Genomic DNA, 22,756 nt, shown 5'->3' with positions numbered 1-22,756 from the left:
GGGATGAAAAGACAACTAAACGTTCCAATTCAACTGGATTTCATCGATGAGCACTCTCACTCTGTCAACGATTCGACACAACTTGTCGAAATTTGACCTCTCCGGACTCAGTATTCCGGCGGTGGTGCTCGTCATCATGTCCATGCTGGTCTTGCCGTTGCCTGCGTTGTTGCTGGACTTTTTGTTCACCTTCAACATTTTGATCAGCTTGGTGGTCATCATGATCGCCATCGGCACCCGCAAACCCCTCGAATTTTCTTCATTCCCGACCGTCTTGCTGTTTGCCACCATGTTGCGTTTGGCTTTGAACGTGGCCTCAACCCGTGTGGTGTTGGTCAATGGCCATGAAGGCGGCCATGCGGCTGGCAAAGTGGTGCAGGCTTTCGGTGAGTTCGTGATTGCCGGTAACTACGTGGTGGGTTTCATCATCTTCGCGATTTTGATGATCATCAACTTTGTGGTGGTGACCAAAGGTGCGGGCCGTGTGTCTGAAGTGAACGCCCGTTTCACCTTGGATGCGATGCCCGGCAAACAAATGTCCATCGACGCTGACTTGAACGCTGGCGTGATCGACCAAGACACCGCCAAAAAGCGTCGCGCCGAGTTGGCCCAAGAATCAGACTTCTTCGGCTCCATGGACGGTGCTTCTAAATTCGTGAGCGGTGACGCCATGGCCGGTTTGTTGATTTTGATCATCAACTTGGTCGGTGGTTTGATCATTGGCGTGGCCCAACACGACCTGCCCGTGGCTGAAGCCGGCAAGATTTACACCTTGTTGACCATTGGTGACGGCTTGGTGTCGCAAATTCCATCGTTGCTGTTGTCACTGGCTACCGCCATCATCGTGACCCGCGTGACAACCGCCGAGTCCATCTCTGAGCAAGCGTCGGACCAACTGTCTAACCCCAGCGCCTTGTTTATCTCTTCTGTCATCTTGTTGATCTTGGGCATGGTGCCCGGCATGCCGCACTTGATGTTCATTGCTCTGGCCGCCGCTGCCGCGGGTTTGGGCTTGATGATCGTCACCCGCGAAGTGCAAGACGAACAAGCCGAGCAGGCTGTCAAAGATGCCGTCGCCCCCGAAGCCCCCAAAGAACTCGACTGGGACGATGTGGACCAAGTCGATCTGATTGGTTTGGAAATTGGCTACGGCTTGATTCCCCTGGTCAACGTCGACACCGGTGGCGAACTGATGACACGCGTCAAAGGCGTGCGCAAGAAGTTGTCGGCTGAACTCGGTTTCTTGGTGCAGCCCGTGCGCATCCGTGATGACTTGAACATCGACCCTGACGCTTACAACATCGTGCTCAAAGGCGTGGTGCGTGGCAAAGGCGAAGTCAAAGTGGGCCGTGAATTGGCCATCAACCCCGGTCATGTGTACGGTCAGCTCGAAGGCATCGCCACCCGCGAACCCGCATTTGGTCTGGAAGCCGTCTGGATTGAGCCTTCACAACGCGACCAAGCCCGCACTTTGGGCTACACCGTGGTTGACGCGGCCACTGCTATTTCTACCCACTTGAACAAAGTGCTGCGCGAAAACGCCTCTGATTTGTTGAGCCACGACGAAACCCAACAACTGTTGGATAAATTGGCAGCCAAGTCGCCCAAGATCGTCGAAGACTTGGTGCCAGGCAAGTTATCGCTCGGTATCTTGACACGCACGTTGCAGAATTTGTTGTCGGAATCGGTGTCGATTCGCGACATGCGCACCATCGCCGAAGCCTTGACAGAGGCCAGCACCCGCACGCAAGACCCTGAGCAACTCACCGCCATGGTTCGCCCCAAGCTCGGTCGCATGATCATGCAAAGCTTGGTCGATGCCGACAGTGGCTTGCAAGTGATGACCTTGGAGCCATCCCTGGAACAGTTATTGCATAACGTCTTGCAACAAAGCCAACCTGGCCAAGCCGTGGTGATGGAGCCAGGTTTGTCTGAGAACTTGTTTGCCGGCTTGCGCGAAGGCGCACGCACGGTAGAAGAAATGGGTCACCCCGCGGTGTTGGTGGTGTCCCCTGTGATTCGTGGTTGGCTGTCCAAAGCTGCCCGTTTCCGCGTGAACGATTTGACTGTGCTGTCTTACAGCGAAATTCCGGACGATCAGGCCGTCAAAGTGATCCACACCGTGGACGCCAAAAGCCGATAACCCGACAACAACAAATAAGACAGAGTGAGCTGACCTATGGAACTGAAACGAATCCTCGCCCGCGACGCCCGCGCCGCCAACGAAAAGGCTGTGGCTCAGTACGGCCCCGATGTGCTGATCATCTCCAGCAGCCAAGTCAATGGCTTGACGGAGTTGATCGTGGCCGTGGACTTGTCGCCTTTGACGCCTGAGGAGGCCGAGCCGTTCATCAAGAGCGACTTTTCTCAATCCAAAGCGCCTGCTGGCAAGTTTGATGTGCTGTTGGGTCAAACCATCGATCAAAACAAGCGCGAATCTCGCGAGCGTCAAGCCACCCAAGTGGCTCAGCCCTTGATTGAGGTCAAGCCCCAAGTTGCCAAGCCGATTGCCAAAGTGGCCGCGTCCAAAGCAGCCACCCCTGTCAAAGAATCCACACAACACGCCGAAGACGCGCACGACGCCTTGCGCGGTCGCGAAATCGTGGCCTTGGTCCGCGAAGAACTGGCTTCTTTGCGCCGCGAATTCAAACTGGGCCAACAAATGGCCGCTTGGCAGGGCAGTGTGCCCCTGCCTGCAGCCTTGTCGCCTTTGCGTGATGCCTTGAACGATGCCCCCATTCCTGTCGCGTTGCGCGCTTTGTTGATGGATTGCATCAAAGACCACGACAACATGGCCGACGCAATGGGTGCTTTGCAGCGTCAACTCAGCCATGCGGTGGGCCAAGAGTCTGCCGCGACGCCTATGTCGGGTGTGCATGCGTTGGCCGGTCCTTCGGGCGCTGGCAAATCGTTGATGATTGCGCGCTTGGCCCAAAATGCCGCGCTCGTCCACGGCAGCGAACAAGTGGTGGTGATCAGCTTTCACGACCAACGCGCTGGCGCTTGGAGCCAAACACAATTGCTCAGCGCCCAGTCGGGTGTGGACAGCTTCCGCGCCACCAATGCCGCCACTTTGAAGCTGTTGCTCGAAGAGCACAGCAACCGTGAATTGATTTTGATTGACACGCCCGGCGTGCAAATGAACGAGCGTTTGGCCGACCTGCGCAGCATGAACCTGCAGGTGCAGTGTCACGCCGTGGTGCCTGCCGATGCATCCGCCGCCAACTTGCGCCGCGTGTTTGAAAACACCGACAACACATGGGCTTCTTTGATGTTGAGTAAGCTCGACGAGTCGAACCAACCATGGGCGCTGTTGCAGTTCTTGACCGAGCAAACCTTGGGCGTGTCAGTGGCCAGCACAGGCGACCGCACGGCTGACTTGGTGCAAGACGTTGCGATGACCGATTTGGTCAAGCGCGCCTTGGACAACTTGCCTTTGCCAGAGGTGGAAGACCACCCCCACGCCGCCCGCAATGCAGCCTTGAACGATTTGGCCACTTCTAAATTGGCCCAAATCGCCGCCCGCTTTAAACCCGAAACCACAGGCCTGACCCATGAGTAAGCACCGTAAAACTGAAATCATCGGCATCGCCAGCGGCAAGGGTGGGGTGGGTAAAACCACCACGTCCATCAACTTGGCCGTGGCCTTGCGCCAAATGGGCTTCAGCGTCATGTTGTTTGACGCCGACCTCGGCTTGGCCAACGCGCAAATCGCCCTCGGTGCACGCGCCGAGTACAACTTGGGTCACTTTTTGGCAGGGCAAAAGACCTTGCCTGAAATCATGCTCACCACGCGCCAAGGCATCAAGCTGATCCCGGGTGCCTCAGGCATGCAAGAGTTGGCTGGGTTGAGCCAAGTGCAAGCGGCCAGCATCGTGCAGTCGTTTGGCGCTTTGACCGACGATGTCGACTACTTGATCGTCGATGTGGCGGCGGGCATTTCGCCCTCGGTGCTGTCGTTCTTGTCGGCCTGCCAGCGTCGTTTCATTGTGGTCAAAGACGATCCCTCGTCCATTGCTGACGCGTACGGCACCATCAAAATCTTGACCAAAGAAATGGGTTTAGACGAAATCTATTTGTTGCCCAACATGGTCAACACCCAAGCTGAGGGTTGGAAACTTTATAAAAAACTCAACGACGTGTGCGTGCGCTTCTTGGGCGAATCGGTGCACTACCTCACCTCCATCGAGAGTGATGAGATGGTGTTGCGCGCCCTGAAAAAATACCAATCAGTCTTGGAGCTCGCCCCCGGCACCGCCGCTTCGCGTGACTACATGCGCTTGGCCGAAGCCTGCACCCATTTACGACCCATCGACCATCCGTCGGGCGGCATGCAATTTTTCATGGAGCGTCTGATGCAAAACAGTTCGTCTGAGTCATGAGCCCGCGTTCTCCCGTCAATATGTACAAAGCCTGCGCCCCCAAAGGCGAAGACTTGGTGTTGGCCCACCTCGGGCTGGTCAAACGTGTGGCCTTGCACCTCAAGGCGCGCATTCCTGCGTTCATGGAGCTTGATGAGCTGATTCAAGTCGGCATGATCGGTTTGTTGGAAGCGTCACGTGCGTTTGACCCCGTCAAAGGCATCGAGTTTGAAAACTTCGCCCACAGCCGTGTGCGTGGGGCGATGCTGGATGAAGTGCGTCGTTTGTCGTTCTTGCCACGCTCTGCCGTGGCGTTCAACAAAGAACACAACACCACGGTGCACGCTTTGGCTGCCGAGTTAGGTCGTGCCCCCAGCCAAGCAGAGATTGCCGATTACATGGGCAAAGACTTGGAAGAGTTCCACAAAGAACGCGGCAAAGCCAAGCGTTTTGAGACGTATTCGATGGAAGTGGTCACCGAAGAGGTGATGAGCATTGCGGATGATTCTTCGCAGCAGCCCGATGTGATCGTGGAAGAAGCCCAGTTCATGGATGCGGTGACCGATGCGATTGCGCAGTTGCCTGAGCGTGAACAGTTGGTCATGCAGTTGTATTACGTGGAAGAGTTCAACCTGAAGGAAATTGGCGAAACCTTGGGGGTCAGCGAATCTCGGGTCAGCCAAATTTTGTCATCGGTGGTCAAAAAACTGCGTGGCACCTTGAAAGTGGAAGGGTCGGAGGCCGATCAACCCGCTGCTAGGAGACGTGCATGAGTAACTTCATGATGAATGTGGTGTCGTGGGTGCTGCTGCTGCTGGTCATCCTCACGCTGTATTTGATCGACAAGGTCAACCAGCTGGCCAAAATGTACGAAAACCCCGCCAACGCACAGCCTGCGACCGAGGCGCCAGTTGAGCCTGCGCCACCTGGCGATATTTTGTTCAGTGGCCTCGAAGGTAAAAAGCTGTGGGATGCCATGAACGGCAAGCAAGTCGATGGCTTTGACGCGAACTTGGTGGAGGCCTTGCGCCCGCATTACGAGCCGATCTTGCGCGCCCACATCACCGCCACGTTCCAAGATGGCGTGGAGGATGCGGCAGGCATCGAAAACCGTGTGCCCAACTCGGAGCGCCAAATTTCGACAGCGCGCGGGCACATTCAATCGTGGTTGCCGCCCCAACATTTGGGCAGCATTTACCGCAATGCCCGTGAATACGGTGGCGATTACGCCAAAAATCCGGATCCAGACGTGTTGGCCCGCTTAAAGCAAACCATCGACAGCGTGGTGGACATGATGTATCAGCGTGTTGGCATTCCTAACGACACACCGTATTCTCAATTTTTGTTCAAACGCCCAGCCCCATCCGCGGATGCGTCTGACGACAACGTCTTGGCGCTGACCGATCAAACCGGCCAAGCCGAGGTGCTGGAAGGCGGCAACGCTTTGAACCAAGGCTTGGAGCATGTGCAAGCGTATGAGGATCAGCAGCGGCAAGACTTGGCCACCGACACGGTGACCGATGTGCCATTCAATCAGCCTGTGACCGCAGACGCTAAGATTGCGTAAAGATACGCATGAACTTCACACACAAGCGCTCAAGTTTTTGGACACCCTTCCGATACTGTCTGTGTCAACCAGAGAAACACAGGAGCTAATCAGATGCGAGCCAACATGCGTGCCATTCAAAGTTATGGCAATGTCAAAGTCACCACAGGCGTAGCCACGGCTAACAATGTGCAGCTCATTCAAATGTTGTTTGACGGCTTGCTGGAGAGCTTGTCTACCGCTCGCGGTCACATTCAACACAACAACATCGCAGAAAAATCGAAAGCTGTTGCCCGCGCCAGTCGCATCGTGATTGGTCTGCAAGGCGCTTTGGATTTTGAAAAAGGCGGCGACTTGGCCAACAACCTCAATGAGTTGTACAGCTATGTGACCCGTCGTTTGTTCCATGTGAACGCCCACAACGACATCACCGTTTTGGATGAGATTCACGGTTTGATGCGTGAAATTCGCGATGCTTGGGAAGGCGTGCCTTCCTTGGTGCCAGCCAGTACCCGATCTACAGGCTTGATGAACTGAAATTCAGTTAATCTTGCAGGTTGTTAGGATTGATAAAAACAAGCGCACCCGAAGTGTTCGAGGTGCGCTGACCTGCATGGGGAGTGTTAGATGATTTCGATTGTTGGCGTTATTTTGCTGTTTGTCTGCGTGTTCGGCGGTTACGTCGCTCACGGCGGTGACATGGGGCCTATTATCAAAGCCGCGCCTGGTGAGATGTTCATCATTGGTGGTGCGGGTATTGCCGGCATGGTCTCAGGCAACAGCCTGTCTATCTTCAAAGCTGCGATGGGTGGTTTTGGCCGTGTGGTCAAAGGGCCTAAGTACAAAAAAGACGACTACGTCGCCATCATTGCCGTCATCTCCAAGCTGATGAAGACACTCAAGGCCGAAGGTGCCGTGGCGATGGAATCGCACGTTGAGAACCCTGAGGCCAGTGCGATCTTTGGCGAATGTCCGAAGATGCTGCACGACCATGGTTTAGTGGGTTTGGTTTGCGACACCATCCGTTTGATGGTGGTGTCTTCAGGCACGCTGAGCCCCTATGCCGTTGAAGACGTGATGACCACGTCGATCAAGCTCCATCACCACAATGAAATGAAATCAGCCGAGGCCTTGGCGGCTTTGTCAGGCGCTTTGCCTGCGCTGGGTATTGTGGCTTGCGTGTTGGGTGTGGTGAAGACCATGGGCGCGATTGACCAACCCCCGCCTGTGCTGGGTGCGCTGATTGGTGGCGCGTTGGTGGGTACGTTCTTGGGTGTGTTTATGGCTTACGGTATTTTTGAGCCCTTTGCCCAACGCTTGAAGCAAATCATTGACGATGACGGCGAAGTGCTCAAAGTGGCGCAGCAGATCATTTTGGGCAACATGCACGGCTACCCCGTGCCTTTGATCATCGAAGGTGCGCGTGTGTGTATCAGCCACGACAGTCAGCCTACCTTTGGCGAACTCTTTGATGCGCTGAGGAAATAATGGCGGATGAAAAAGACGCCGCTGTTGCGGTCGTACCCGAAGGTGAGGCCAAGCCTGTAGCGCCGCCCGCGCCACCTCCCATTCCCGAAGACACGCCGGCTGCGCCAGCGCCGGTGATCATCATCAAGAAAATCATTGATGATGGCCACGGCGGTGCCCACGGCGGTGCTTGGAAAATTGCGTTGGCCGACATGATGACGGCCATGATGGCCTTCTTCTTGTTGATGTGGCTGCTGGGCGCTTCCAACGAAGACCAGCGCAAAAGCATTGCGGATTACTTCAAACCGACCTCACAAAGCATGATTGCCATCGGGCAATTGGCGGGCTCCAACGGCATGTTCGGCGGTCGATCCATCATCGACCCCGATGGTTTTCCGTTTTCTGCCAAACAAACGGGCCTGTTGGAACGTTTGACACCTCGCTCTGAAGGTGGCCCTAACCCGAGCACCGAGCCCGGTCAGGAAAACCAAAACCCATATTCCGATCCCGATAAGCTCACGGAAGAGCAGAAAAAAGAAGTCGCTGCGGCCAAAGAGCAAGCTGACTTTGCCAAGCTCGAGCAAGAGATTGAGCAAAAGCTGTCTCAAAACAAAAAACTCGAAGGTTTGAAAGACCAAGTGTCGATCACTCGCGACAAAGACGGTTTGCGCATTGAAATCATCGACAAAGCTGACTTTGCGATGTTCCCCAGCGGCGGTATGAACATGCAAGGCAAAGCCTCTAGTTTGATTGCTGAGATTGCCGCGTCGTTGGCGGATATTCCGAACAAAGTGGCGATTCGCGGTCACACAGACAGCGTGCAGTTCCAAAACCCTGAAGGGCGCAACAACTGGTCGCTGTCAGCAGAGCGCGCTGAAGTGACGCGGTCGTTGTTGGAGAAAAAAGGGATCAAAGAAAACCGCTTTGCGCGGATTGAAGGTGTGGCTGACACCGACCCCTTCAACCCCAAAGACCCACGCGATCCGCGTAACCGTCGCATGAGCATCACCGTGCTCTACAACGACCAAGACAGAGACTAAAACCGCCTAGCCTGGGCTCTATACCCCAAGCCCAGTTCAGGCGACAGAGCGCAAGTCGTACTTGTTGATCTTCTCGATCAAGGTGGTGCGCTGTAAATTGAGCAACTTGGCCGTGCGCGACACATTGCCCGAGTTGCGGCTCAAAGCCTGCTCGATGATGCTGCGCTCGATCTGAGCCATGCGCTCTTTCAATGACAGACCTTCGGGCGGCAGCTGCGGCATGCCCTGTGCCAACATGATGATGCCTTCGATGTCGTTGTCGTCTTCAGGTTCCGGTTGGTCGTCCAACTCAATCAACACTTCGGGCGGCGGTGTCATTTCTAACTTGGCCAACAAGGGGGCAATGGCTTGCAATTCAGCTTGTGCCGAAATCAGACCTTTGGGCAGCAAAGTGGGCGGAATGGCACGTAACTCCAACTCTTGACCGGCGTACAGCGTGCTGAAGCGGTCTACCAAGTTCGACAATTCACGCACATTGCCAGGCCAAGGGTACTTTTGCAGCGCTTGCAAAAAGTCGGGTTTGAAGGTGATGGGTTGTTTGCCAAAGTTGGCGCATTTTTTGGCAAAAAAGGTCAGCAGTTCCGGCACATCGTCTTGACGCTCGCGCAGCGGCGGCGTCACCATGGGCAACACGTTAAGGCGGTAATACAAGTCTTCGCGGAAGCGGCCCGCTGCAATTTCGGTTTCTAAATCTCGGTGAGTCGCTGCGATCACGCGCACATCGACATTGATTTGGCGTGTGCCGCCAATCGGGTCGACCGTACGTTCTTGCAACACACGCAGCAATTTGACTTGCATGTCCAAGGACATGTCGCCAATTTCATCCAAAAAGATGGTGCCGCCATGGGCCAACTCAAAGCGACCAATGCGGTCTGCGACAGCGCCTGTGAAGGCCCCTTTGCGGTGACCAAATAGTTCGCTTTCTAATAAATCTTTGGGAATGGCGGCACAGTTGATCGGCACAAAGTTGGCACCACAACGCTCAGATTGATCATGCAACAGGCGCGCCAAAAGTTCTTTGCCGGTACCGCTTTCGCCTGTGATCATGACAGTGGCGTTCGAGTTGGCCATGGTGGCGACCAGATCGCGTAGCGATTGAGCGGATGTGCTCGATCCAATAAAGTGAGTAATCTGTTTCATGTCAAAAATTCCTACACATGATTGTCGTTGGCGGAGCAAATGCGACAAGACGGTAAAAGTATTCATTCGTCAAAATATTAAAGATGCCTCATTTCGTACCGAATCAAGGGGGAGACCTGTTTTAGGAACACGACATGAAACGCATCACCATTTGGACTGCACTTGCGGTCACTTTGTTTTTGAGCGGCTGCTCCGCTTTTAAGTTCCACCACGTTCACGAGTACGAAGAGCCGCCCCAATCCGCTGCGGACAACAAGCCCGCCACGATGATCACGCCCATGACTGAAAAGCGTGAGACCTTGGTGGCAACAGGTTATGCGGTGATTAGTATTCAAAACCACCGTAACCCAGCGCAACAACGTTTGTTGGCCATTCGTGCGTCCAAACTTGACGCCTACCGCGCTTTGACCGAGCAGGTTTACGGCCAGCAGTTGGACGCCAGCACCACGGTGGCTGACATGACGGTGATGAGTGACACGTTCCGTGCGCGTGTGGAGGGTGTCATTTTTGGCGCCGTGTTGGTCAGCATCACCCCTGTGGGGGACGACACGTACGAAACCACCATGTCCTTGGACCGTGGTGTCGTCAATGACTTGCGCACGCTCTACGTCGCCAGCTTGAACAACAAACGCCGCTGATGCGCCCCGTTTGGAGATGCGTGCTATGACTTTTTTGCGTTGGATGCCCTTTGTGCTCGTTGGCGCCAGCCTCGGGCAGGGCGTATGGGCGGCCGACTTGAATCCTGAGGAACGCTTGAAAGCGATCCGCAGTGCGTTGGTTGAAACCGCCATGAAAGCGAACACTCAAGTCACCGCCACCAGTTGGATGGAAACCGATGGCGCTTTGCGAGAACTGAACCGTTTCAGCTCTGAGATCAAGGTGCGTGATTTACGCGTCAAGTCCTACTCCCGTGACGCCAACAACGAACCGCAAGCCGACATGGCCGATGCCAACGTCGAGGCCGTCGCGCCCAAGCGTTGCGAAGCCACGCAAGCCAAAGCCCCATTGATGCATGTCATGTCCGTCAGTGTGGATTTGTCGCCCAGCTTGCGCGCGGTACAACGTTTTCATGCGCAGCAAATTGGTCGCACTGCCCGAGCCCGTTTGCTCGAAGCGGCCAGCCAAGCCCAACATTGGCGCTTGATGACCGACCCTGTGCACACCCGCGCCTACGACCGATTGACGCATGGGCACGGTGAAGAGCATGTGCAGTGGCATTTGCAATTGACCTTGGCCCCCGCGCCACAAGGCACCACCACCGATGACCTGTCAGGCTTTGCCATGCAGTGGCAAGTGCGTGGTCCTGGGGCGCGTGGCACTTGGTTGAGTGCCCAAGATTTGGTGTTGACCTTCCCCCAAGCTGACCGTTTGGGGCAGCCCAAAATCGATCTTGATACAGCCGATGCGATCGCGCAGTCGGTGGCGGGCTTGGCGCAACAACTCGACAAACAACTCGCCTGCGATCCGCAAAGCTTTGCGGTTTTGCAAGATGAGCCGGGCAAACTCACGCTCAATGCCGGTGGCACATCCGGTCTTCGAGTGGGCGATAAGCTCATGCTGGCTGATTCGCGGGTGTTGCCCAAGCATGCTTTAGAAGGTGGTGCGCTTGACGCGGCGGTGTTGGCGGAAGTCAAATCCGTCAGCCCCTACCAAGCTGAATTGAAGCAGGTGGCAGGACAAGCGCAAAAATTTCGCGGCACTTGGGTCGCTTGGCCTTACACCTACTGAACACAATGTTGACACGGAGAATTCACATGAACACGTTGCCTGTTTCCTTGCGCGCTTTGCTGGCGATGTGGTTGATGTCGGGCGCTGTTTGGGCGGCTGAGCCCGCTGGCAAAAGTTACACCGTGCATGCCGGTGACACAATCGACAAAGTGATTCGCCAACATTTGGCGGAAAGCCCTCTCAAAATCGAAGTTCTGCGCCAAGCCCTGATGCAACAAAACCCGCAAGCCTTCACCCAATCCACCCCGCGCGTGTTGATCGCCGGTGCGGTGCTGCGCATGCCAAGCAACGAAGATTTGTTGCGGACCCAGTTGGGCGCGAGCGGCAAAGCTTCCGCACCTTCGGGCAGCACTTGGGCGGGTGGCTATTCCACCCGTGACATGAACATGAACGAGCGCAAAAACTGGGTGCGCTTCCCCTAAGGTCGAACCATGGCCATTCTTGGCCCTGAGGGCGTCTACCAAGTCTCTCGGGCATCGCCTGTGCACCTCGACATGCGCACGGCCTATGTCGATGCGCCCGTCGCGCGTGCGCTGGGTTTGCACGATGGCCAAGTGGTGCAAGCCACGGCAGCGCTGCGACAAGACCAACTCAAACTCACGCTCAACGAGCATGTGTTCAATCTGCCGCTCTCGCCCTACATCAAAGAGGGCGACGTCATGCAACTGCGTGCGCACCTTTTGCCGACGGGGCAGTGGACGTTGCAGCTCCTGCACACGGGTCGTTTTGCTGGGGTCGACCCTGCGACGGGCGCACCTGTGCCCGCTCAGCCTTCGCGGTTGAACACCTTGCTGTTCCAGCCTGGCGGCTTCACCGCCTTGATGAGTTTGATGCAGCCCGGCATGTTGGAGAGTCTGTTGCCTGCTGGCAGCAGTGCGCTGAAAGAGCGCATCAAAGCTCAGCGCTTGAGCATGGCGTCTTTGCAGCCGCAGACCTTGCGTCGCTGGGTGTTGCAGCATGGCAAAAGTGGCGAAGCCAGCTTGGCGGAAGGTGCGCCAGTTGAGTCGGATGTCAAAGCATTGCTGCGTCTCATCATGGCTGATCGCGCGCGTGTGGGCGCCATGGAAGGTGGCGACACCGAAGCCTTGCAGCATGCGGTGGACGAGGCTGAATCCGCCCAGTTGCAGGCTGCACAAGATTGGCACAAAGGCGAACTCAATTTGGCCTTTGTGATTCCCTTCAAAGACGCTGATCCTCTGGAGATGCGCTTTGAGCGCCGTGGCGATCAGCCCGGGCAACCCAAAAATCCTTTGGTGGTGAACATGCACACCCAAAGTCGCGTGTTGGGGGAGGTTTGGCTCAAAACCACCATCAGCGAGAACGCGCATGTTGATTTGACCATGTGGGCCCTCAAAGAAGAGGTGGCCGCGCAGGCACGCTTCAATGCGAGTGAGCTGACCTATGAGCTTGAAAGCGCGGGTTTGGTGATGGGTAGTTTTCAGGTCTACAACGCGGCCCGACCCGACGTGAAGGCCGATCGTGCCCCACCGCCGCATGGCGCCTTGATTGACACCCAAGCCTGAGCGACACCATGTCACCCAACAAACCTTACACGCAGCAAGCCGTCGCTTTAGAGTACGGCCGCAACAAAACGCCAACCGTCACCGCCAAAGGGGACGAGGAGCTGGCGCGTCGCATCGTGGATGAGGCCAAGCGTCAAGGGGTGTATGTGGCGCAAGACCCACGTTTGCTCGCCATGCTGAGCCGTTTGGACGTGGGGCAAGAAATTCCACAAGACATGTTCACTGCTGTGGCCGTGATTTTGTCGTGGGTGTACTGGCTCAAGGGCATGCAGCCCGGTGATGAAAAAGCCCGAGAGGCTTAATAGACTGAGGCGCTGGGCTTAAGCGTCGCTGTAGCCTCGACCGCGACGCACGCGGTTGAGCTTGCCGAGTCGGTCATAAATTTCGACCGAGCTGGCGGGATCTTGCACTTGCAAGCTTTGTAGTGCGCCACGAATGGCGTCAATTTTTCGGCCAATCAGCACTTCGTTGCGACGGTGCATGTCGCGGCACTGTGCCATGTGCTCCTTGAACCCATCCCATTCAGGCCCCAAGGCGTCGGCTGACTCGGCGGTTTGAATGCCAGCGAGTTGAACGAGTTGCAGTAGCAAATCGTTTTTGACGGGTTGGGAAGCCTCGAAGGCGTCCAAGTTTTGCGCTTTCAAGTGCTCGAACTCAAGTTCAAGCATTTCTTCAAGCGTTTGCGCCAAGGCCAAGGCCTGCTCTAGCGATGAGGGCAGGGTGTCGGTGGCGGGTGTCGTCATATCGGGCGTGGTCCGATCAGTTCGTGATCATGCGTTCGAGCGCAACAAAGTTTTCAGCGATGCGGCGGGGATTCACAGGATAGTTGCCATCCTTGATTGCCTGCTTGATCGCTTCGACTTTGGAACGGTCGAAGTCTGGCTGTGCCATGACCTTTTGCGCAACATTGCTCAGGCTCAATTTGTCTGCTCCCGCTGAAGTTTTTTCCAGCGTAGGTGTAGATCCCGTGTCTGCCGCTTGCGTGGCAGTGGGGCTTTTTTTCTCAACCTTGTCGATGGCGCTGCGCAATGCAGCGTTCGATGTGGCCATACGTCCGTAGTTCGAAATAGCGTCACTCATGATGATTTCTCTTTCTTTAACCTGTTACAGCAAGTCAAACTTTCTTCACAACACTTCAATCGACCCCAAATTTTAGAACTTGAGGCGATTTTCCAAAAAATTAATACTACAAATTTGATTAATTAATCATTTTTGATGTACTCATCTCAGTTTCGCTGCATTGGGTCCAGTGATCACTGCAGTTAGAGATCGACCCGACTCACTGTTCTTTAAGCGAATTTGTTCACCCATGCCGCCATCTTGCAATGCTTCGGCCCGCATGGTGATTAAGAATCCTTGTCCCACACCTGCAGAAACCTGCACTTCCTGGCCTCGTTTGACCATCACAGCCGTTTTCACGTCATACGTTTTCAAAGGGGTGTTGGGCGTTAAATCGCGCACTAACTCCATGTTGACCAACAGTTTAGGGTCGTTGATCAGCTGGCTTTCCATCCCCGGGGCGGGCATTTCGGTGGCGGTGAACATGGCAGGCGTCAATAGCGTACCGCGTTTGAGCAGGTCTTTTGCGATCAATACTTTTTGCACAGCGGGGGCGGGCAAACCATTGCGCGCAACGGCCGCAGGTGCATTGCCTGAATTCAAGGTGACGTAAAGCTGCCAATTGGGTTGAGTGCAGCGCACGCGCACCGACGCTTGGCCCGGGAACGGTTGGTCAAATTGCAGTGTTTGTTGACAGCTTTGCACCGCAATGCGGTTGTCGATGGGCGCGACGTGGACGGCGCGCCCTTGGAATGAAGGGTGTGAACTGGCCCATTGCTGGGCCTGTGTTTGCAGGGCCTCAATGGCTGATTGGGCAGGGGGCGTATCAGCCGCAAACCCAAGACTGGCATGGCTTAGCGCCAAGGCGAGCACCCACCCAAACCACCGAGCGCAGAGGACTCGGAAGCTGTCGGTTTTAGTTAGGCACAGCAATTGCATAGTGAGTTGGGTCAGGTGTTGAAGTTTTGACATTTTTTTCAGACCTTCACCTTCTTGCAAGAACGAGACCAACTTTTAAAACCCACCGTTAAACGGAACCGCCATGCGACTCGACCCGTCCTTTCAACCCCAGGTGACCAACACCGATATCAACGGCAAGCCATCGCTGTCCGTGGGGTCGCAGGCGTTCACGCGTGCGGCACCTGCTTTCACGCGAGCCCTGTCATCGGCGCAAACAGCGTCTATGTCGAGTCCATCGGGCGCACTCGCGCCTTGGGATACCTCCGTCAAATCAGGACAAACTTTGTCGGGCATCGTGCGCGAGCAAATGGCGTCGCGTGGCGTCAATGTGTCCAACAACGAGGCTTTGCGTTTGGCGCAAACCGTGGCACGGGCCAATAACTTGCCCAACGCCAACTTGATTCACCCAGGGCAAAAACTCAATCTAGACAGCTTGAACTACAGCGTGGCTCAAGCGCAAGCTGGCACGGCGAACGCACCAACAGCCAGTGCGGCTAAACCGCAAAGTGCGTTGATGAACACCGCGGCTATGTTGAATGCCGCGTCGAACGCGACACCCAATTCAAACGGCGCAGCCAGCACGCTTTCGATCAGCACCGCGGCCGCACTGTCGGCGCTTGCGGCCAATGCGTCGACGTCATCCTTGTCAAACACCACATCGGCCAACGCTGCGGCACCTTTGGTTTTGAACGGTGAGAGTTTTGACACCCCCTTGGGGGCGTCATCGCTTGCAGGCACGGCGCAAATTCAATTGCTGTCGCGTGCCGACCGCAGCTCCTATCCTGTGCTTGAAAAAACCGTCGCCCGTGCGGTTGAAAAAGGTTTCATTCCTGCTGAAGACAAGCAAGCCGTGATGAACAAAATTGTGCAAATGTCGCAGCAGCACAAGTTTGCGCCCGATGACTTTGCGCGGCTGAGCTTGATGGAAAGCGATGGCCTCAACCCCAAAGCCACCAACAACCGTTGCCACGGCATCATTCAGTTTTGTGACGGACCCGACCGCGGCGCAGCCAGCGCTGGGTTTGGCGCCAACCCCAAGGCCATCTTGGGTCACAGCGTGTTGCAGCAACTCGACATGGTGGGCAAATACTTTGACGACACCGGCCTTAAAAACAACGGACCTGTCGGCTTAGATGATTTGTATTTGACCGTGCTGACACCAGCAGCCCGCAATGAAACGCGCCCCAACGCCCCCTTGAATATTCCAGGCCGGCAAGCGGCGTACTTGCACGTCAACCGTGATGTGCGTGCGCCGATCACCCGCAACTCCATCGTGGCGGGCTTGCATCAAAACGCCAAAGAACGTTTGGGCACCGACGTGGCCCAACGTGCGACCCCTCAGGCCGCGCGCATGAGCGCTTACGCCACACAGGCCGTCGTCACCCAAGTGCAATAACGCACGGGGAGCGGCAAATCTTTGCCGCCAGCACCGTCAAAACACCGTTGGCATGGCTCTTGCACTAATCGACGTGAGGTCTCATGACTTGAGGCCATGTGTCAATTAATCGGAGTCGATCTAGATCGGAGTGGTGCTATGGATGTTTTTGCAAACGCATTCGGAATTCATGAACGTGCGCTTGGCGTGAGAAGCCAACGCATGGAAGTGCTCGCCCGCAACATCGCCAACGCTGACACGCCTAACTACAAAGCGCAGGACGTTGACTTCAAAGCCATGCTCAAAGAAGCCAAAACCGAATATTTGACATCCACCAATGACAAACACTTCGCTGGCATCCAAGAAGGCCCAGACAACGGCATGCGTTTTCGCACCCCATTCAACAGTTCGTTTGACGGCAACACCGTCGAAATGAACGTGGAACAAGCCCAATACGGTAAGGCCGCCAGCGAGTACCAAGCGACCTTGCAATTTTTAGAAAACCGCATTGGCGGGTTGCGCAAAGCTTTGCGCGGGGAGTAATGAATCATGAACCTTGACAACGTTTTTGGCATCGCCGGCACCGCGCTCAACGCGCAAACCGTGCGCATGAACACCACCGCCTCGAACTTGGCCAACGCCAACTCAGTCGCGGGCACAGAAGCCGAGGCTTACCGCGGCAAACGCCCGTTGTTCAAAGCTTTGATGCGCGAAGAAATGACCCACGCCGGCGCGCAATACATCGGTGGCGTGAAGGTGGACCGCATCGTGGACGACCAAGCGCCCGTGCGTAAAACCTGGGACCCAGGTAACCCATTGGCTGACAAAGAAGGCTTCGTCTTTCATTCCAACGTGAACGAAATGTCTGAGATGGTCGACATGATGGCCGCCTCACGTTCTTACCAAAATAACGTCGAAGTGGTGAACACCGCTCGACAGCTGATGTCGCGCACGCTCGACATCATCAAAAGCTGATTGACAGCAAGTACTGGAGTCTTTCATGGCCGTTTCTGACACCACCTCGATGATGAGCTCGTTGCCGAGCAACATCATGACCAGCGCGCAATACAAAGCGCAGCAAGATGCCGCGAAGGCTTCTTCGTCTAGCTCCACCATGGGGCAGAGCGCTTTTCTCAAGTTGTTCACCACCCAATTGACCAACCAAGATCCGACCGACCCCGTCAAAAACGAGGCGTTTGTGGCGCAGTTGGCCCAGTTCTCCCAACTCGAAGCCTCGACTTCCATGAAGACCAGTTTGGAATCCATGGTCTCCAGCATGAGCGGCGACCGTATGTTGGGCGCTGCTTCGTTGATCGGCAAGACCGTCACCGTGCCCGATGGTCCTGTCACCGTTACCGACACCACCGTGTCGCAAGGCACCATCAATTTGCCCGCGGGTGCCGATGGCATCAAGCTGCAGGTGTTTAACGACAAAGGCATTTTGGTGCGCAGCCAAATCATGGGCGCACAGCCCGTGGGCGACACCACCTTGGCGTGGGATGGCATGAACGACGGCGGCACTGCTGCCCCCAACGGAACCTATCGCTATGTGGCCACTGTCAACAGCGCCGGAAAAATGACCACCCCCACTGTCAACACCTACGCGACCGTACGCGGCGTGTCCAGCGCTGCAGCCGGCGATGGCACCTTGTTGCTCGAAGTCGATGGCGGCAAAACAGTCAATTTGGCCGACGTCAAGCGCGTCGGTTCCTGATTTAACGATTTAAGAATTTCTCACTGGAGTTAAAGCACCATGTCTTTTTATACCTCTCTGACCGGCTTGAACGCCGCCACCGCCCAGCTCGGCGTGACCGCCAACAACATCGCCAACGTGAGTACCGTGGGTTTCAAGCGCAGCCGCGCTGACTTTGGTGACATTTTTGCGACCTCGCCGTTGCAAAAAGCGTCGTCGACGGTCGGTCAAGGTGTGTCGCTCAAGAAAGTGACCCAAGAATTTGGACAAGGCAACATGACCTTCTCGTCCAACACCTTGGACTTGGCGATCAGTGGTGACGGTTTCTTCCCGCTCAAGTCGCAAGACGGTTTTCAGGACATCTTCACGCGTAACGGCTCATTCATGATGAACGACCAATACAACGTGGTGAACTCAGCAGGACAGCGTTTGATGGCGGCGTCCGTTGACTCGTCCGGCAAAGCGAATTTGACAGACATGAACGTGCTGACCATTCCCCAAAAAACCACGGGTATGGCCACACAAACCAGCAAAGTGCAGCTGGGTTTGAACTTTCCTGCGGATGCTGCGGTGATTACCGCACCTTTCAACCGCAACGATCCCACCTCGTACAACAAGAGTACCGCGTTGACCGTCTATGACGGCGGTGGTAACGGTTACTTGGCCACGGTTTATTACGTCAAGACCCAGAACGCGAGTCAAGAAACTCCGAACAACAAATGGCAAACCTTTGTGTATGTGGGCGATCAGTTGGTCGACGCTTCTTTGCAGCAAGCCACCAACAAAACCGGTGACGTGATGTTCGTCAACAAATATGGCGAACTCAAAGCCAAGAGCGATTTCAAGACGCCAGATGAAATTGCCGCCTTGAACAGCAGCTTCTCTAAAAAGACTTACAAGTTCTCACTCGATCAATTGAACGATGTGCGTACCTCGCAGCCTGCAGCCGTCTCTGGTGGCAGTGCAACGGGCTTGGGCACGGGCACCAACGATGGTGTGGACTTCAGTGTTTATTCAACTTTAACGAAGTCAGCATTGGCGGTGCAACAAGGTTTGAGCTCCGCAACTTATGCGCTGCCCGCGACCACAAGCTATACCACCGGCGATAAGTTTCAGGTGCAAATAAAAACTGGCACCCCCATTGAGGTGATTTCAGCAACTCCGTCAGCGCTACCAACCGCTGCCGAAGTAGTGACAGCTTTGAATGCCAATGCGGACTTCTCAAAAGACTATGTGGCTTCATTAGACAGCAATGGCGCTGTTTTCTTGAACTCGAAGGCCCCAAATGCCGCCAACACGCTTTCGACTGACATCAAGATGAATGTCGTTCCAGCGACGGGTGCCTCAAAGCCAGTGACTGCAACCGCAGGTGCAACGCCCTTGGCTATCCCAAACAGCTTGTTGGTTGGTAAGAAAAGCTTTGAAGAATTGAAGGATTTGTTCAGCATCAACATCGACAACTCGATTGAGCCGGTGTCGGTCGGTTTGGAGCGCTTGGCGGGTAAAAACGTCAAGCTCTCGGGTGCACAAATTGCCGCTGAGTTGACCAACGCCATCAACCGTGCATACGGCGATGAAAAGCCGTTCAACTTTAAGTCGACCTCTGGCACGACGTTTTCGCTTCAACTGCCTATCAAATCAGGATTGTCATCAGCGCCAATGGTGGACATCACGTTGGCCAATAAAGGTGATGTGCAAGGCAATATGCGTTACGAAGACATGGTTGCAGAAGTTCAGTCACAAGTTGATGCTCAAGTGGCGCTCGTTAATGCAAACCCTTCCTTAGCCAGCGGACAACACTACGGCAAGATCACGGTCAGCTACGACACCAAAGCGCAGCAATTGGTTTTCAAGCCCAGCGACAACGACAAAATCTCTATTTCTACCAACCAAACCAGCATTCGTCCTACCAACGATCCCATCTTGCAAGGTGTCAACGACGACACCGTGGGTTTGGGCCTCACGCCTTCAGTCTCTACGGCTCCTCTGCGCGCGTCCAACGACCAGCGTTATGGCGCAACGGTGGAATACGACGCGGTCAAGGGCGGCTTTGTTTTCAAATCGGGCACCACCGGTGATACCTCCAGCATCAGCTTGACCAACATCAAGCCAGGCAGCTTGGCCACGGTCAATGACCATGGCTTGGGCTTGACCGGTGACCCCGCCACGTATGTTGTGGGGCAATCCAAAATTGAGGCTTTGCGCGGTATTGCATCCACTCCTGCAGTGTTGGAAGGCAACGCTTTGGCCGTGAACGTGGACAACAACTTCTCGGTCGACACCACCAACAACCAGTTTGTTGTGTCGGTGAACGGCGTGACCGGTACGGTGGTTGTGCCCCCTAAAGACACTTACACACTTAGCACCTTCATGGAAGCCCTTCAAAGCGGTATCAACAACCTACAGGGGCCTTCTGTCGATGGCGGCACACCGCAAACCGTCGATGGCGTGAAGGTGACCTACGACACCAAAACCAACGCGTTGAAGTTCACCACGGGCACGGCATCCACCAGCTCGTACATCAAAGTGACTGGCGATGCACGTTGGGGCTTGGATGGTTTGGACGCCAAGTTTGGCACCACCACCACTTGGATCAAACCCACACCGTTCAAAGACGACAAAAACGCGACGGTCTACATTGACGGTTTCGGCAAAGAGTCGTCCACCGCCACAGGTTTTGACAACTTGCCCGAGTGGTCGCCCGTTTACTTCGACAAAGGCGAGCTGACCTTTGACACGGCCGGTAACTTGGTTTCTCCCAAACAAGGCGCTCAACTCGACACCGTGTACTTGCCAAACGGTAAGGGCTCTTTGACGATCAACATCGACTACTCCAAGTCGACCCAGTTCGCTTCGCCCTACGCTGTGTTGTCACAGTCGCAAGACGGTGCACCTGAAGGTGACTTGGTGGGCTTGGCGATCAAAGACGACGGCTTGGTCAACGCCAGCTATTCCAACGGTGCGCAAAAGTCGCTGGGTAAGGTGGTGTTGGTCAACTTCTCCAACCCCACTGGTTTGCGCCAAATTGGTGACACCAGCTACTACAAAACCTCTGATTCAGGCACCCCGAAGTACGGTGAAGCCGGTTCTGCCGGTTACGGCACGGTGCGCTCCGGTGCTACCGAGCGTGCGAACGTGGACTTGACGCAAGAATTGGTGGACTTGATCACTGAGCAGCGTAACTTCCAGGCCAACGCCAAAGCCATTGAGACCAGCACCTCGCTGACCTCGACCATCATTCAGATCCGCAACTAAGCGGACGCACTGAGAGCCTGACATGGACCGCTTATCTTTTAACTCGATGGCCTCGATCAACGAGGAGCGCATTGCGCGCCACCAGTTGTCCAACGAGATCGCCAACGTCTCGACCATTGGTTTTAAGAAAACTTTTGACGTCACTTTGCAATCGCACCAAGCGGTCGGTCAGGGTTTTGACTCGCGCATTCAACCACGCATGTACGCCAACGACCAAGTGCAGCTCGATCCCGGTCCTTTGATGGTCACCGGGCGCGATTTGGACGTGGCCATGAACCACAAAACGGTCTTGGGCGTGACGGGCAGCAATGGCGAGCTGGCCTTCACGCGCCGTGGCGACCTGAAGGTCAATGCCAGCGGTGTCTTGGAAACCGGCACCGGCCATGTGGTGCGCAGCCAAGATGGCGGCCCCATCACCGTGCCGCCGGGCTTCAAACTGTCTTTTGGCTCCGACGGCAACCTCTACGCCATAGACCCCACACAACAAGGCGTGCCTCAACAACAGGTGATTGCCCAGCTGATGCTGCGCGATGCCAGTGCCACGCCCTTGAGCAAGCGCGAAGACGGTTTATTCAAAGTTGTCGGAAAAGCAGCTGGCACGGACTTTGCAACTGGTCCAGAGCCAGTTTCTTTGACACCGCAGGCCGTAGAAGGCAGCAGCGTCAATCCAATGGCATCGATGGTCAAGCTGATTGAACAGAGCCGCTCGTTTGAGCACCAGGTTCGTGTCATCAAAGAAAGCAAGTCCAACGATGAGTCGGGCGCCTCCATGATGAAGGCGTCCTGAATTTGACAGTTTTAAAGGGAGCGATCAATCATGGACGCATCATTGTGGGTAGCCAAAACGGGTCTTGACGCGCAGCAAACGCGTATGAACGTCATCTCGAACAACTTGGCCAACGTGAACACGACCGGGTTTAAACGCGACCGAGCTGTCTTTGAGGACTTGCTCTACCAAAACATCAAGCAACCCGGTGGTCAAACCACCAACAATAGCCAATCACCGACCGGCTTCATGCTGGGTACCGGTGTGAAGATCAATGCCACTGAAAAACTGCACATGCAGGGCAATATGGTCAACAGCCAAGCCCCGCTGGACGTGGCCATCACAGGCGACGGCTACTTTCAAATTCAAATGCCAGATGGCACGACGTCTTACTCGCGTGACGGCAACTTCAAGATTTCCAGCACCGGCCAAATGGTGACCTCGCAAGGTTTTCCGTTGATCCCAGCCATCACCATTCCTAACAACGCTGCCAGCTTGACGATTGGTCGCGACGGCACCGTCAGTGCTGAGTTGGTTGCCGGCGGTGGTGCGCAAAACATTGGCCAAATTCAAATTGCACGTTTCGTGAATCCAAGCGGGTTGAAGCCCATCGGCAACAACTTGTACGACTCGTCGCAAGCCAGTGGTCAAGCGCAAATTTTGCAGCCGGGTCTCAATGGCGCAGGCACGCTGAACCAAGGCTCCCTCGAAGCGTCCAACGTGAACGTGGTGGAAGAAATGGTCAACATGATCGAGACCCAACGCGCTTACGAGATCAACTCCAAAGCCGTCTCGGCCGTGGACGGCATGCTCAAGTACTTGAACCAAAACATGTGATGAGGT

The 22,756-nt window shown here is 55.3% G+C and carries 24 protein-coding genes; 20 read left to right on the top strand and 4 right to left on the bottom strand.

All coding sequences use genetic code 11. The annotated features are described in order from the left end of the window. The first annotated feature begins 46 nt into the window (after nucleotides 1-46). From flhA to RMS95_RS03185, 8 genes are all read left to right on the top strand, one after another. A complete protein-coding gene (gene flhA / locus RMS95_RS03220; RefSeq protein WP_310643538.1) occupies nucleotides 47-2,143 on the top strand; it encodes a flagellar biosynthesis protein FlhA in 2,097 nt (698 codons plus the stop codon). Between the two features lie 36 nt (nucleotides 2,144-2,179). Beyond that, the gene (locus RMS95_RS03215) at nucleotides 2,180-3,562 is read left to right on the top strand and encodes a hypothetical protein (RefSeq protein WP_310643537.1); all 1,383 of its coding nucleotides are present in this window, start codon (nucleotides 2,180-2,182) and stop codon (nucleotides 3,560-3,562) included. Then, nucleotides 3,555-4,382, top strand: a complete 828-nt coding sequence (locus RMS95_RS03210) for a MinD/ParA family protein (RefSeq protein ID WP_310643535.1) — start codon at nucleotides 3,555-3,557, stop codon at nucleotides 4,380-4,382. Before RMS95_RS03215 ends, RMS95_RS03210 begins: the two co-directional genes overlap by 8 nt. Further along, nucleotides 4,379-5,134 (top strand): RNA polymerase sigma factor FliA, encoded by a 756-nt coding sequence (gene fliA / locus RMS95_RS03205; protein ID WP_104799885.1) that lies wholly within the window; start codon nucleotides 4,379-4,381, stop codon nucleotides 5,132-5,134. The genes RMS95_RS03210 and fliA overlap by 4 nt, the downstream gene beginning before the upstream one ends. Then, complete coding sequence (locus tag RMS95_RS03200; RefSeq protein ID WP_310643533.1) at nucleotides 5,131-5,928, top strand: hypothetical protein; 798 nt, start codon at nucleotides 5,131-5,133, stop codon at nucleotides 5,926-5,928. The genes fliA and RMS95_RS03200 overlap by 4 nt, the downstream gene beginning before the upstream one ends. Before the next feature lie 93 nt (nucleotides 5,929-6,021). After that, nucleotides 6,022-6,444, top strand: coding sequence for a flagellar export chaperone FliS (gene fliS, locus RMS95_RS03195; RefSeq protein ID WP_310643531.1), 423 nt, complete (start codon nucleotides 6,022-6,024; stop codon nucleotides 6,442-6,444). Nucleotides 6,445-6,534: 90 nt separating this feature from the next. Further along, a complete protein-coding gene (locus tag RMS95_RS03190; protein ID WP_310643530.1) occupies nucleotides 6,535-7,395 on the top strand; it encodes a motility-associated protein in 861 nt (286 codons plus the stop codon). Next, complete coding sequence (locus tag RMS95_RS03185) at nucleotides 7,395-8,414, top strand: flagellar motor protein MotB (RefSeq protein ID WP_310643529.1); 1,020 nt, start codon at nucleotides 7,395-7,397, stop codon at nucleotides 8,412-8,414. The genes RMS95_RS03190 and RMS95_RS03185 overlap by 1 nt, the downstream gene beginning before the upstream one ends. 36 nt (nucleotides 8,415-8,450) lie before the next feature. Here the strand turns inward: RMS95_RS03185 and RMS95_RS03180 are convergent, their stop codons facing one another. Beyond that, complete coding sequence (locus tag RMS95_RS03180) at nucleotides 8,451-9,554, bottom strand: sigma-54 dependent transcriptional regulator (RefSeq protein WP_310643527.1); 1,104 nt, start codon at nucleotides 9,552-9,554, stop codon at nucleotides 8,451-8,453. A gap of 134 nt (nucleotides 9,555-9,688) precedes the next feature. Here RMS95_RS03180 and RMS95_RS03175 point away from each other — a divergent pair, with 134 nt between their 5' ends. From RMS95_RS03175 to RMS95_RS03155, 5 genes are read left to right on the top strand one after another with little or no spacing between them, the layout of a single operon-like run. Next, on the top strand, nucleotides 9,689-10,192 hold the full coding sequence (locus RMS95_RS03175) for an LPP20 family lipoprotein (RefSeq protein WP_310643525.1): 504 nt from the start codon (nucleotides 9,689-9,691) through the stop codon (nucleotides 10,190-10,192). A 25-nt stretch (nucleotides 10,193-10,217) separates the two neighbouring features. Further along, nucleotides 10,218-11,282, top strand: coding sequence for a hypothetical protein (locus RMS95_RS03170; protein ID WP_310643523.1), 1,065 nt, complete (start codon nucleotides 10,218-10,220; stop codon nucleotides 11,280-11,282). Nucleotides 11,283-11,308: 26 nt separating this feature from the next. After that, on the top strand, nucleotides 11,309-11,704 hold the full coding sequence (locus RMS95_RS03165; RefSeq protein ID WP_310643521.1) for a hypothetical protein: 396 nt from the start codon (nucleotides 11,309-11,311) through the stop codon (nucleotides 11,702-11,704). A 9-nt stretch (nucleotides 11,705-11,713) separates the two neighbouring features. Further along, a complete protein-coding gene (locus RMS95_RS03160) occupies nucleotides 11,714-12,805 on the top strand; it encodes a hypothetical protein (RefSeq protein ID WP_310643519.1) in 1,092 nt (363 codons plus the stop codon). An 8-nt stretch (nucleotides 12,806-12,813) separates the two neighbouring features. Next, nucleotides 12,814-13,107, top strand: a complete 294-nt coding sequence (locus RMS95_RS03155) for an EscU/YscU/HrcU family type III secretion system export apparatus switch protein (RefSeq protein ID WP_310643517.1) — start codon at nucleotides 12,814-12,816, stop codon at nucleotides 13,105-13,107. An 18-nt stretch (nucleotides 13,108-13,125) separates the two neighbouring features. On the opposite strand, the gene RMS95_RS03150 is transcribed toward RMS95_RS03155, so the two are convergent. From RMS95_RS03150 to flgA, 3 genes are all read right to left on the bottom strand, one after another. Beyond that, a complete protein-coding gene (locus RMS95_RS03150; RefSeq protein ID WP_310643515.1) occupies nucleotides 13,126-13,548 on the bottom strand; it encodes a flagellar export chaperone FlgN in 423 nt (140 codons plus the stop codon). Nucleotides 13,549-13,564: 16 nt separating this feature from the next. Continuing rightward, complete coding sequence (gene flgM, locus RMS95_RS03145) at nucleotides 13,565-13,885, bottom strand: flagellar biosynthesis anti-sigma factor FlgM (protein ID WP_310643513.1); 321 nt, start codon at nucleotides 13,883-13,885, stop codon at nucleotides 13,565-13,567. 141 nt (nucleotides 13,886-14,026) lie between these two features. Next, a complete protein-coding gene (gene flgA, locus RMS95_RS03140; protein WP_310643510.1) occupies nucleotides 14,027-14,836 on the bottom strand; it encodes a flagellar basal body P-ring formation chaperone FlgA in 810 nt (269 codons plus the stop codon). Between the two features lie 70 nt (nucleotides 14,837-14,906). Between flgA and RMS95_RS03135 the strand changes: the two genes are divergently transcribed. The 7 genes from RMS95_RS03135 (at nucleotide 14,907) to flgG (ending at nucleotide 22,750) form a co-directional block, all read left to right on the top strand. Then, nucleotides 14,907-16,220: a LysM domain-containing protein gene (locus RMS95_RS03135; RefSeq protein WP_310643508.1), complete on the top strand. Its 1,314-nt coding sequence runs from the start codon at nucleotides 14,907-14,909 to the stop codon at nucleotides 16,218-16,220. A gap of 138 nt (nucleotides 16,221-16,358) precedes the next feature. Further along, nucleotides 16,359-16,742: a flagellar basal body rod protein FlgB gene (flgB, locus tag RMS95_RS03130; RefSeq protein WP_310643506.1), complete on the top strand. Its 384-nt coding sequence runs from the start codon at nucleotides 16,359-16,361 to the stop codon at nucleotides 16,740-16,742. Between the two features lie 6 nt (nucleotides 16,743-16,748). Continuing rightward, nucleotides 16,749-17,174, top strand: a complete 426-nt coding sequence (gene flgC, locus RMS95_RS03125) for a flagellar basal body rod protein FlgC (RefSeq protein ID WP_310643504.1) — start codon at nucleotides 16,749-16,751, stop codon at nucleotides 17,172-17,174. Nucleotides 17,175-17,199: 25 nt separating this feature from the next. Next, entirely contained in the window at nucleotides 17,200-17,913 is a 714-nt protein-coding gene (locus RMS95_RS03120) for a flagellar hook capping FlgD N-terminal domain-containing protein (protein WP_310643502.1), read from the top strand. A 39-nt stretch (nucleotides 17,914-17,952) separates the two neighbouring features. Beyond that, the gene (locus RMS95_RS03115) at nucleotides 17,953-21,147 is read left to right on the top strand and encodes a flagellar hook-basal body complex protein (RefSeq protein ID WP_310643500.1); all 3,195 of its coding nucleotides are present in this window, start codon (nucleotides 17,953-17,955) and stop codon (nucleotides 21,145-21,147) included. 22 nt (nucleotides 21,148-21,169) lie between these two features. Then, complete coding sequence (locus tag RMS95_RS03110; protein WP_310643498.1) at nucleotides 21,170-21,934, top strand: flagellar basal body rod C-terminal domain-containing protein; 765 nt, start codon at nucleotides 21,170-21,172, stop codon at nucleotides 21,932-21,934. Nucleotides 21,935-21,964: 30 nt separating this feature from the next. Next, nucleotides 21,965-22,750, top strand: a complete 786-nt coding sequence (flgG, locus tag RMS95_RS03105; RefSeq protein WP_310643496.1) for a flagellar basal-body rod protein FlgG — start codon at nucleotides 21,965-21,967, stop codon at nucleotides 22,748-22,750. The last annotated feature ends 6 nt before the right edge of the window (nucleotides 22,751-22,756 follow it).

Origin of the sequence: Limnohabitans sp., from assembly GCF_031539175.1 — a bacterium.
Classification (GTDB): Bacteria; Pseudomonadota; Gammaproteobacteria; order Burkholderiales; family Burkholderiaceae_C; genus Limnohabitans.
Note: the sequence above shows the minus strand (reverse complement) of the source record. Positions and strands in the feature narration are given on the sequence as shown.

Coding starts and splice junctions, on each gene's coding strand:
- flhA (WP_310643538.1), top strand. CDS start 47: ATGAGCACTCTCACTCTGTCAACGATTCGACACAACTTGTCGAAATTT.
- RMS95_RS03215 (WP_310643537.1), top strand. CDS start 2,180: ATGGAACTGAAACGAATCCTCGCCCGCGACGCCCGCGCCGCCAACGAA.
- RMS95_RS03210 (WP_310643535.1), top strand. CDS start 3,555: ATGAGTAAGCACCGTAAAACTGAAATCATCGGCATCGCCAGCGGCAAG.
- fliA (WP_104799885.1), top strand. CDS start 4,379: ATGAGCCCGCGTTCTCCCGTCAATATGTACAAAGCCTGCGCCCCCAAA.
- RMS95_RS03200 (WP_310643533.1), top strand. CDS start 5,131: ATGAGTAACTTCATGATGAATGTGGTGTCGTGGGTGCTGCTGCTGCTG.
- fliS (WP_310643531.1), top strand. CDS start 6,022: ATGCGAGCCAACATGCGTGCCATTCAAAGTTATGGCAATGTCAAAGTC.
- RMS95_RS03190 (WP_310643530.1), top strand. CDS start 6,535: ATGATTTCGATTGTTGGCGTTATTTTGCTGTTTGTCTGCGTGTTCGGC.
- RMS95_RS03185 (WP_310643529.1), top strand. CDS start 7,395: ATGGCGGATGAAAAAGACGCCGCTGTTGCGGTCGTACCCGAAGGTGAG.
- RMS95_RS03180 (WP_310643527.1), bottom strand. CDS start 9,554: ATGAAACAGATTACTCACTTTATTGGATCGAGCACATCCGCTCAATCG.
- RMS95_RS03175 (WP_310643525.1), top strand. CDS start 9,689: ATGAAACGCATCACCATTTGGACTGCACTTGCGGTCACTTTGTTTTTG.
- RMS95_RS03170 (WP_310643523.1), top strand. CDS start 10,218: ATGACTTTTTTGCGTTGGATGCCCTTTGTGCTCGTTGGCGCCAGCCTC.
- RMS95_RS03165 (WP_310643521.1), top strand. CDS start 11,309: ATGAACACGTTGCCTGTTTCCTTGCGCGCTTTGCTGGCGATGTGGTTG.
- RMS95_RS03160 (WP_310643519.1), top strand. CDS start 11,714: ATGGCCATTCTTGGCCCTGAGGGCGTCTACCAAGTCTCTCGGGCATCG.
- RMS95_RS03155 (WP_310643517.1), top strand. CDS start 12,814: ATGTCACCCAACAAACCTTACACGCAGCAAGCCGTCGCTTTAGAGTAC.
- RMS95_RS03150 (WP_310643515.1), bottom strand. CDS start 13,548: ATGACGACACCCGCCACCGACACCCTGCCCTCATCGCTAGAGCAGGCC.
- flgM (WP_310643513.1), bottom strand. CDS start 13,885: ATGAGTGACGCTATTTCGAACTACGGACGTATGGCCACATCGAACGCT.
- flgA (WP_310643510.1), bottom strand. CDS start 14,836: ATGTCAAAACTTCAACACCTGACCCAACTCACTATGCAATTGCTGTGC.
- RMS95_RS03135 (WP_310643508.1), top strand. CDS start 14,907: ATGCGACTCGACCCGTCCTTTCAACCCCAGGTGACCAACACCGATATC.
- flgB (WP_310643506.1), top strand. CDS start 16,359: ATGGATGTTTTTGCAAACGCATTCGGAATTCATGAACGTGCGCTTGGC.
- flgC (WP_310643504.1), top strand. CDS start 16,749: ATGAACCTTGACAACGTTTTTGGCATCGCCGGCACCGCGCTCAACGCG.
- RMS95_RS03120 (WP_310643502.1), top strand. CDS start 17,200: ATGGCCGTTTCTGACACCACCTCGATGATGAGCTCGTTGCCGAGCAAC.
- RMS95_RS03115 (WP_310643500.1), top strand. CDS start 17,953: ATGTCTTTTTATACCTCTCTGACCGGCTTGAACGCCGCCACCGCCCAG.
- RMS95_RS03110 (WP_310643498.1), top strand. CDS start 21,170: ATGGACCGCTTATCTTTTAACTCGATGGCCTCGATCAACGAGGAGCGC.
- flgG (WP_310643496.1), top strand. CDS start 21,965: ATGGACGCATCATTGTGGGTAGCCAAAACGGGTCTTGACGCGCAGCAA.